At 36.6% G+C, this 5,991-nt stretch carries 7 protein-coding genes; 4 read left to right on the forward strand and 3 right to left on the reverse strand.

The window, feature by feature from the left end:
- Nucleotides 1–7: 7 nt before the first annotated feature.
- From C6988_RS08560 to C6988_RS08570, 3 genes are all read left to right on the forward strand, one after another.
- Nucleotides 8–121 carry a hypothetical protein gene (locus C6988_RS08560; RefSeq protein WP_255464452.1) on the forward strand — a complete coding sequence of 38 codons (114 nt, stop codon included), beginning with the start codon at nucleotides 8–10 and terminating at the stop codon, nucleotides 119–121.
- On the forward strand, nucleotides 118–1,635 hold the full coding sequence (locus tag C6988_RS08565; RefSeq protein ID WP_182134667.1) for a 2-isopropylmalate synthase: 1,518 nt from the start codon (nucleotides 118–120) through the stop codon (nucleotides 1,633–1,635). Before C6988_RS08560 ends, C6988_RS08565 begins: the two co-directional genes overlap by 4 nt.
- A 65-nt stretch (nucleotides 1,636–1,700) precedes the next feature.
- Nucleotides 1,701–2,717 carry an isocitrate/isopropylmalate dehydrogenase family protein gene (locus C6988_RS08570; RefSeq protein WP_182134668.1) on the forward strand — a complete coding sequence of 339 codons (1,017 nt, stop codon included), beginning with the start codon at nucleotides 1,701–1,703 and terminating at the stop codon, nucleotides 2,715–2,717.
- Here C6988_RS08570 and C6988_RS08575 read toward each other — a convergent pair.
- The 3 genes from C6988_RS08575 to C6988_RS08585 form a co-directional block, all read right to left on the reverse strand.
- Nucleotides 2,714–2,989: a hypothetical protein gene (locus C6988_RS08575; protein WP_182134669.1), complete on the reverse strand. Its 276-nt coding sequence runs from the start codon at nucleotides 2,987–2,989 to the stop codon at nucleotides 2,714–2,716. The two genes, C6988_RS08570 and C6988_RS08575, sit on opposite strands and share 4 nt — an antisense overlap.
- A 112-nt stretch (nucleotides 2,990–3,101) precedes the next feature.
- Nucleotides 3,102–4,388 carry an aspartate--tRNA(Asn) ligase gene (gene aspS / locus C6988_RS08580; protein WP_182134670.1) on the reverse strand — a complete coding sequence of 429 codons (1,287 nt, stop codon included), beginning with the start codon at nucleotides 4,386–4,388 and terminating at the stop codon, nucleotides 3,102–3,104.
- 5 nt (nucleotides 4,389–4,393) lie between these two features.
- On the reverse strand, nucleotides 4,394–4,909 hold the full coding sequence (locus C6988_RS08585; protein ID WP_182134671.1) for a transcription elongation factor NusA: 516 nt from the start codon (nucleotides 4,907–4,909) through the stop codon (nucleotides 4,394–4,396).
- 82 nt (nucleotides 4,910–4,991) lie between these two features.
- Here C6988_RS08585 and C6988_RS08590 point away from each other — a divergent pair, with 82 nt between their 5' ends.
- Nucleotides 4,992–5,930, forward strand: coding sequence for an ABC transporter ATP-binding protein (locus C6988_RS08590; RefSeq protein ID WP_182134672.1), 939 nt, complete (start codon nucleotides 4,992–4,994; stop codon nucleotides 5,928–5,930).
- The last annotated feature ends 61 nt before the right edge of the window (nucleotides 5,931–5,991 follow it).

The raw sequence follows: 5,991 nt of genomic DNA on the forward strand, positions 1-5,991 counted from the left end.
GGTAGAGTTGACTGCAACTCCTGACCAAATTCGAGCATTTGAAGAGTTGGCAAAACCCTTTGGCATTATAGATGTTGCAAGAACAGGTGTTGCTGCATTACAACGGAGTAGTTCTGTATGACCAAAGTTAGAATTTTTGATACCACACTAAGAGATGGAGAACAAACAATCGGTGTTTCATTATCTCCTGATCAAAAATTAGCAATTGCAAAAAAACTTGATGAATTAGGAGTTGATGCAATAGAGGCAGGCTTTCCAGTAATCTCTGAAGGTGAACAAAAAGCAGTAAAGATGATTACTTCTGCAGGATTATCTTGTGAGATTGCAGGATTGACTAGAACAATAAAAAAAGATATTGATGCTGCAGTTGATGCTGGATTAAATTACGTTCACACATTCATTGCAACTTCAGATATTCACTTGGAGCACAAACTCAAAATGACACGCGACCAAGCACTTGAAAAAGCAATCGAGGCAGTAGAGTATGGCAAGTCACGTGGTCTTCAAGTAGAGTTTTCAGCTGAAGATGCATCAAGAACAGACAGAGAATTCTTGAAAAAAGTATTTGGCGCAGTTGCAAAAGCAGGTGCAGACCGTGTTAATATTCCTGACACTGTTGGATATTCAACACCAGAATACATGTCTGAAATAACAAAAGATACTATCGAAGCTACTCAATTACCAGTTAGTGTTCACTGTCACAATGATTTTGGTTTAGCAGTTGCAAACTCTTTGGCAGGAATTCATGCAGGAGCTGCATGTGCACATGTTACAATTAATGGAATTGGAGAACGTGCAGGAAATGCATCATTAGAAGAGCTTTCAATGGCACTCAAATGCTTACCATATGAGCAAAAGTATGAAACTAATATCAAATCAGAATTAATCTACGAAACCTCAAGATTCATCTCAAAGACAGTTGGAATCATCGTCCAGCCTAACAAAGCAATAGTTGGCGCTAACGCATTTGGTCATGAGTCAGGTATCCACACACACGGTGTATTGAGTAATCCGCTCACATACGAGCCTATTAGTCCTGAATTAGTTGGCAGAAGAAGATGGTTACAAGTAGGAAAACATGCTGGAGTTCATGGCATGAATGCAATGCTAGCTGAATACGGAGTAAAACCAAACGAAGAGCAATCAAAACAAATCTTAGACAAAGTCAAAGTAATTGGTGATCAAGGAAAACAACTCACCGACGTCGAGTTGTTATCTATTGCAAGTGATGTGATGGGAGAAAAAGATCTTAAAAGAATTGTACAGTTAACAAGATTTTCAGTATCTACTGGAATTGGAACGATGCCATATGCATTTGTTGAATTAAATGTAAATGGTGAAGATCATGTTGGAACTGATTATGGTGTAGGTCCAGTTGATGCAGCATTAAATGCAATTCAAAAGATTACTGGTAAGCTCTCTGAAATTCGAATAAAAGATTATGGATTAGCATCAATATCTGGTGGTTCTAATGCATTATGTGAGGTTACTGTAAAAGTTGAAGATGCCCAAGGAAACAAAGTTTCTGCAAAATCTGTTGGAGAAGATATAGTTACAACTTCAGTCAAGGCAGTAATTGATGCAATTAATCGTATAATGCTCAAAAAAATGCTGCAAGAAAAACAGATTAGCTAAATCCTAAAACTTGCAAATTCAATCTTAAATGGATGACATATATTCAATAATTGTTTGGTGATGCTATGTACAACATTTCATTGATTACAGGAGATGGAATTGGCCCGGAGCTCTCTGAATCAGTGGTAACTGTACTCAATACCATTAATGATAAACTCGATTTAAAATTCTCAATTAAAGAATTACAGGCAGGAGACATTGCATTAAAAAATACCGGTAAAGCTTTACCTGATGAAACATTAGATGCAATCAAAAGCTCTGATGTTTGTTTAAAGGCACCAGTAGGTGAGAGTGCAGCTGATGTGATTGTGGTGTTACGCAGAATGCTTGATCTTTATGCAAACATTCGTCCTGCAAAATCGTACCCCCACATGCCTGCCTTACATGATGATATTGACATGGTAATTGTGCGTGAAAATACAGAGGATTTGTACACTGGAAAAGAGTTTGCAGTAGATGGTGCAGGCGTAGCATTACGAATAATCTCTGAGGATGCCTCAAAACGCATTGCAAAATATGCATTTGAGACTTCAAAACAAAGAGGACAAAAAAACAAGGTTACTTGCGTGCATAAATCAAATGTAATGCGTCTTACTGATGGAATCTTTTCCAAGGCCTGCAAAGAAGTTGCACAAGACTATCCTGGAATTTCCTTTGAAGAGATGTATGTTGATGCATGTGCAATGAACTTGATTCGACAACCACAATCATTTGATGTGATAGTTACTACAAACTTGTTTGGCGATATATTATCTGATGAATCCTCCCAAGTAGTTGGGGGATTGGGTATGGCACCGGCTGCTAACATTGGTGATAAGTTTGCATTATTTGAGCCAGTTCATGGTGCGGCATTTGATATTGCAGGAAAACAGATTGCAAATCCTTCATCATTTATCTTGTCTGTAAAGATGATGCTTGATTGGTTATCACAAAAACACAATGATGCAAAGTGCAGCGAGGTTGCATCAAAGCTTGAAAGTACAGTTCATGATGTTGTAAAATCTGGAATTAAAACAAAAGATATTGGTGGCGATAAAACCACAAAAGAATTTACAAATGAAATTGTATCAAGACTAGTCTAGTCTTTTTCTTTTTTTAGATCAGATGATGGTGGATTAAGTGACCAGAAAAATAATGCCAATCCTACTGGAATCATGATTAGCACTGCTGCAACTAGTGTGATAAAATAAAATCCTGGGTCTAATCCTGGCAAGAAAGGACCCGGAAATACTGCATAAAACCACAAAAATCCAATAAATCCTAAGACAATTTTATTTTTCTTTAATACTTGTTTTATGGTGAGTTTTCTTTTATGAATATAGCATTGCTTGCATCTACTTCTATCATCTGTCATGCAACTAGTGCAACATCTCTTCTCACAAAAGTAACATTTGCGTTCACCAAATGCAGACCCACAAAAAGAGCATGATTGCATACTATAATTTCATTTTTTTGAATTTATCTTTTTAGGGTGTTAATCTGTCTGGGTCCCTAGGATACAATACAACTTCTCTAACATTATCAATTCCAACTAGTGTAGTCATGAGTCTGTCTAGTCCCATTCCCCATCCAGAATGAGGTGGCATTCCCCAGTCAAATGCTTGAAGGTGGTCGCCAAACTGCGCAGGGTCCAATCCTTGCTCTTTTAGACGTGATTTCAGAATTTCAGGGTCATGAAGTCTTGTTCCCCCTGATGATAACTCTAGATATCCATACTGCAAATCAAAAGAACGAGAGATAGTTTCATCTTCATCTTTTGCTCTAATGTAAAATGGTTTTAGCTTCATTGGCCAATCAGTAAGGAAGAAAAATCCTGGATGCTTTTCTCCAACTAGTCTAAGATGTGAATCAAGCAAGTCATCTCCAAACTCAATTTTTTCTCCAGCAGAGTTTAGCTCATCTACAACTTGTGCATATGTGATTCTCTCAAATGATGATGATGGAACTTTGATTTCATTTCCTATTGCTTCTTGTTCTTTTTTACAATTCTCTGAAGTATATTTGAAAACTTGCATAACTAATTCTTCTAGTACATCCATCACATCTGTATAATCCATAAATGCAGCTTCAATGTCTACTGATGTAAATTCACTTAGATGTCGTCCTGTGTGAGAGTTTTCTGCACGATAAAAGTTTGAAATCTCAAAGACTCGCTCTAGTCCAATTGTCATTTGTTCTTTGTATAGTTGTGGGCTTTGAGCTAAATATGCAGTGCGTCCAAAGTATTCAAGTGAAAATAAATTTGCGCCACCTTCACTAGCACTTCCAATAATTTTAGGTGTTGTAATCTCTATGAATTTATTTTCAACTAGCGTTTTTCGCAGTGATGCTAAAACATGATGTCTTAGCTTAAAAATTGATGCAGTCTTTTGGTTTCGCATGTCTAGTGCACGAGAATTTAATCTATTGTCTATGTTGCTCTCTAGTCTTCCAATAGGATCAATTGGCAATGGATGAATTGCTTTTGCTAAAACTTGAATCTCTTCAGCTTTTAATTCAAATTCAAAATCTTTTGCTTTAGTGTCTTGCACTATTCCTTTAACTGAAATTACACTTTGCCTGTTTAATCCTTCTAATTTTTCATTAAGGTCTCCTTTGACAATAACTTGAGTTATTCCAGTTACATCTCGTAGAGTCAAAAATGTCATTTTGCCGAGTTTTCGCAAGTCTTCGACCCAGCCTCCAAGTGTAGCGCTTTGGCCTATCAATTCTGAGGTCAAATCTTCAATGTTGTGAGTTCTACCAAAAGCCAAATCTTCTACTTCCTAGCCTCTTCAAACTCGATTTCGATATCAAGATTTCGAGCATTTTTGATAATTTCAATGGCTTTATCAATATCAATTGGGAATCTGGGACTCCATTTTCCTGAAATAATGGCCTTGGTCTTTTGACCGCCATTTGGTTGCCATACTGAGTTGACAGATAATAATTTGGTTGGAAAAAACAAGTCTTCAATGAATTTGTTATCTGACTCATCTGCTTCTACTAGCCAGATTTTTCCATCAAACTTACTTTGAATTAGCTTGTAAAGTTCTCTACTTTGTCTAATTGTAAATATGTCATTTTTATCAAGATGTATGATATAGTCTCCATTTACTTGTCTGCATCTGTGTAACTTGAATTTGTCAATCTTTGTGTTCTTCTTTGCAAGCTCTGATAGTTTGATCGATGCCTCGACATCTGCTTTGGTTAACTCTCCTGACTCTACTTTTGATTCACATTGAGGACATAGAACTGCATTTTTTGCATCAAATCTACAAATTGGTACTTGCATGAGAATCGTTTTTTCATTTATTCTCAGTTGCATATATCCCTTAGTGCAAAACAGAAATCTACTAGGACTTGGATGTAATTATATGACAATCCTTGATGTAAAAGATCTTTCTGCTGAATATCAAACCTCTAAAGGCCGTGTTCATGCATTACAAGATGTTACTTTCTCACTTGATGATGGAGAATCCCTTGGAATTGCTGGTGAGAGTGCTTGTGGTAAAAGTACCCTTGGCCTATCTGTTATTCGCATGCTCCAAGGAGGAAAAATAACTTCTGGGTCTGTATCCCTTGATGGTGAATCAATCTTAGATCTTGATGAGAAGACATTTGATAAAAAATTTCGTTGGAAAAAAATCTCTATGATATTTCAAGGTGCTATGAGCTCCTTGGATCCTGTCTTTACAATAAAGGACCAATTCTATGAGGTCTTAAAACAGCATAATTTTCAAGGCGATTTTAAAAAATGCATTAGTGAATCAATTAGTTCTGTAGGATTAGATGAGAATGTTTTAGATAAATTCCCTCATGAATTAAGCGGAGGAATGAAGCAAAGGGCGATAATTTCCATGGCTTTACTACTAAAACCATCTTTTGTGATTGCAGATGAGCCAACTACTGCCCTTGATGTCTTAATTCAAGCACAAATAATCAACTTACTCAAAAAACTCAAAAAAGAAGGAATGTCATTTATGCTAATCACACATGACCTTGCAATTTTATCTGAGATTTCCGATAAAATTGGAATAATGTACAGTGGGCAAATGGTAGAGTTTGGCTCTTCATTTGATATTTACAAAAACCCAAAGCATCCATACACTCAAGCCCTCCTAGAATCGATTCCAACTTTGCATGGAACAAAACCAAAATACATCAAAGGAACCCCGCCTAGCCTTATCTCTCCAGGAGAACAGTGTAGATTTCTTGATAGGTGCCCTCATGCCATGGATAAATGCAAAAAAGATCCTCCAAATTTCAAAACTGACTCAGGATACGTCAAATGTTGGCTTTATGATGAAAAGTAATGACTTTTCTCTCGTTTAAATAAGCATCATGATACCATAATGTGTGCCAGAACTAAAAATT

Origin of the sequence: Nitrosopumilus sp. b1 (genome assembly GCF_014078545.1) — an archaeon.
Taxonomy (GTDB): domain Archaea; phylum Thermoproteota; class Nitrososphaeria; order Nitrososphaerales; family Nitrosopumilaceae; genus PXYB01.